Origin of the sequence: Streptomyces sp. WM6386 (assembly GCF_000972385.1) — a bacterium.
Taxonomy (GTDB): domain Bacteria; phylum Actinomycetota; class Actinomycetes; order Streptomycetales; family Streptomycetaceae; genus Streptomyces.
In genome coordinates, this window is sequence record NZ_JXTE01000145.1 from 1 (window position 1) to 3,310 (window position 3,310).

A 3,310-nucleotide genomic window follows, 5' to 3' on the forward strand; every position below is an offset into this window, starting at 1 on the left:
CCACCACACCCACCCCGAACACCCGCACCAAGTCATGCAACCGCCACCGAGTCCGCCCGCTCCCCCGCTCAACGAGGTGCGCACGAGCCAGCGCGTTCAGGTGCGCCACCGGCGGAGCGTCCTCTCCGACGAGAGCGGCCACAACCTCGTCGCTCGCATCGGGCCCCGGCGCCAGGGCCAGCAGCCGCAGCACACGAGCCTGCTCGGGCGGCAGTCGGCGGTACGACAGGTCAAAGGTCGCGCGGACGCTGCGCTCCCCGTCGTCGAGGTGGTCCAGTCGGTCGCGGGCCTCGGTGAGTTCGGAGACGAGGTCGGCGACCGGCTTTTCCCGGTCGGCGACCAACTGCGCGGCCGAGATCTGCAGGGCCAACGGCAGGTGTCCACAGCGTTCGGCGAGGGCTGCGGCCGCATCGGCGTCATCCGTGACGCGGCTGTCGTCGGGATCGGCGATCCGCAGGGCCCGGTCGAGCAGCTCGTAGGCCTCCTGCGGTGTCAGTTGGTCCAACCGCAGGAGCCTGGCCCCCAGTTGAGGCAGCACGTCACGCGAGGTGACGAGAAGCCGGTGCCGTGCGCCACCACCGGGGAGCAGGGGGCGTACCTGCGCCGAAGAGGACGCGTTGTCGGCGAGGATCAGTACCGGCCCGCACTTCTGGGCGCGCTCGGCGAGGGTCGACCGGTAGAGCGCGGCCCGTTCGTCCGCCGTCGCCGGGATGTGCTCCGGGTCTACGCCCAGGGCTCGCAGCAGCGCCTGGAGAGCCTGGTCGGCGGTGGCGGGATCATCGTCGTAGCCGTGCAGGTCCACAAACAGCGTCCCGCCCGGGAACCAGCCCCTCGCTCCTGCCCGGTATCCCGCCTCCACCGCGAGCGACGTCTTGCCGATCCCCCCGAGCCCGGACACGGCGGCGACGAGGACGGCCGATGGAAGGTCAGACCCGGATGGGTCCAACGCGTCGAGCAGCGACCGCAGTTCATCCTCACGCCCGGTGAAGCCGATCACCCTCGCCGGCAGCGCGTCCAAGGCGGTAGGGGCCGGCCCGTGCTCCCGGTACTCCACCTTCTTCGCAGTGAAGTCCCCGGCGACATGCACTCCCCGGAAATCGAGATGATCCTCGCCGTACTCGGTCGTCATGGTGCCGTCCCCCGTACCACCCACACCCATCGCTGACATCACGGTACGCCGACCCGGGCTCCCCCAACCCTCGCTCGGTTCAGACGACTTGGCAGTACCGTGAAAGCGTGTCGGAAACAGAACCCACGGTCGTCATCCTGACCGCGCTGCCGTCGGAGTACGAGGCCGTACGGGCCCACATCCCGGAGGCCGAGGAGCTCGAACACGACGAGGGAACGCGGGTGGAGCGGGGCCGCCTCCCCGACACCCCCTGGCATGTCGCCATCGCCGAGTTGGGCCCGGGCGCCCTGAACGCCGCCGCGCTCACCGAACGCATCGTCAACTGGCTGCACCCGGACATCCTGTTGTTCGTAGGCGTGGCGGGCAGTCTGAACAAGAAGGACATCAAGATCGGCGACGTCGTGGTGGGCACGAAGGTGTACAGCATCCACGGCGGCAAGCAGACCCGCGACGGCTTCCAGGTCCGCCCGGAGGCCTGGCTCTCCTCGTACCGCCTGGTGGAGACGGCCCGTTTCGCGCTGCGCGGCAAGGTGCATCTCAAGCCGATCGCGGTCGGCGACGTCGTCCTGGCCGACGCGAAGTCGGAGATCGCCGAGCACCTCCGTAAGCACTACAACGACGCCGCCGCCATCGAGATGGAAGGCTCCGGAGTCGTCCACGCGGCGCATCTCAGCGGCCGGTTGGACGCGCTCGTGATCCGGGGCATCAGCGACTACGCCGACGCCGGGAAGTCGAGGGCCGACGCGTCCGGATCCCAGCCGAAGGCAGCCGACGCGGCAGCCGCAGCGGCGGTCGCGATCCTGCGCAAGCACCGGCCGACCAGGGCGAGCAGGGGCGGGACACCCGCGCCCGCCGCGTCCGACGACTCCCAGGAGGGCCCCCTTCGCCCCTCCACGTACGGCGGCGACCACCTCGACTTCCGAGGCAGCACCTTCAGCGGTCCCTTCACCGCCAAGTCGGTCAACCACCGCCGAGAAAACACCGAGTAGCCACGGCCCGGTCCCGGTGGCAACCGCAGCGCTGCCACCCCGCCCGGCTGGATTCACGGGCCGAGTGGCAGATCTGTCCCGTCTGCTGCCTCACCTCGGGCCCGCCCCGAACGGTTCGACGGCGCCTCCGCTCCTCATCTTCGCCGTCACCGGCATGGGTGGCATCGGCAAGACGGCATTGGCGTTGGAGGCCGCCTACCAGGCATGTTCGGAGGGTTGGTTCCCGGGCGGGACCCTCTTCGTCGACCTGCGTGGGTACGACGACAATCCCGTCACCGCCGACCAGGCGGTCCTCGCGCTCCTCGACGCACTCCACGTACGTGGGACGGATCTGCCAAACACCTCGGTACGTCAGTACGACACGTACCGCGCCCTGCTCACCGAGCGGCGGGAGAGGATGCTGCTGATCCTCGACAACGCCTCGGACCCGTCCCAGTTCCTGCCCCTCCTCCCGGGCACGGACCACCACCGGGTCATCATCACGTCCCGCGACCGCCCGGATTCCCTCCCCGTGCGCCTCGTCGACCTTGAGACTCTGGACCCGGCGGAGTCCGTCGCCCTCATCACCCGCGCACTTCACGATGCAGACGACCGCGACGACCGCCCGGCCCGCGAGCCCGACGCCCTACGCGAACTGACCGATCTCTGCTGCCACTTGCCCCTCGCCCTCCAGATCGCCGCCGCGATGCTGCGCAGGCGGCGCCGACGCGGAATCGCCTCGCTGGTGGCGGACATCCACAAGGCCGGGAACCCGACGCTCGCGCTCGACCGCGGCGACCTGGGAACGGACCAATACGGCCGCTCCCTCGCCCTCGGACCGGTCCTGGAGACGTCCTACCGCCGTCTGCCGCCCGACCAGGCACGCCTACTGCGCCTGCTCTCATTGGCGCCGAGCTCTGACACCAGCACCCCGGCGGCAGCTGCCCTGACCGGACTTGACGAGGACGAGGTCCTGCACGTTCTTGAGGGCCTCGCCGCCACCCATCTGGTCACAGAGGTCTGGAGCGAGGACGTTGGCTCGGCTTCGGCTCCTCGGTGGGGGTTGCATGACTTGGTGTGGGCGTTCTGGGTGGGTGTGGTGGCGGGGGATACGGGTTTGAGGGAGGAGGGGGAGGCGGCTCGGGAGCGGGGGCTGGGGTTCTACTACCGGGGGGCGGATGGGGCGGATGACCGGTTGCGGGGGGTGCCGGGG

Annotated in this window: 3 protein-coding genes; 2 read left to right on the forward strand and 1 reads right to left on the reverse strand. The window is 70.2% G+C overall.

Annotated features, from left to right (window positions below):
• The coding region (locus TN53_RS40080; RefSeq protein WP_046263796.1) for an NB-ARC domain-containing protein at positions 1-1,129 on the reverse strand (1,129 nt) is incomplete at its 3' end.
• A gap of 107 nt (positions 1,130-1,236) precedes the next feature.
• On the opposite strand from TN53_RS40080, the gene TN53_RS40085 reads away from it, so the two are divergent.
• Entirely contained in the window at positions 1,237-2,118 is an 882-nt protein-coding gene (locus tag TN53_RS40085; protein ID WP_046263795.1) for a 5'-methylthioadenosine/S-adenosylhomocysteine nucleosidase, read from the forward strand.
• A gap of 73 nt (positions 2,119-2,191) precedes the next feature.
• Positions 2,192-3,310, forward strand: a 1,119-nt coding sequence (locus TN53_RS40090; protein ID WP_267886604.1) for an NB-ARC domain-containing protein, incomplete at its 3' end; no start/stop codon positions are given.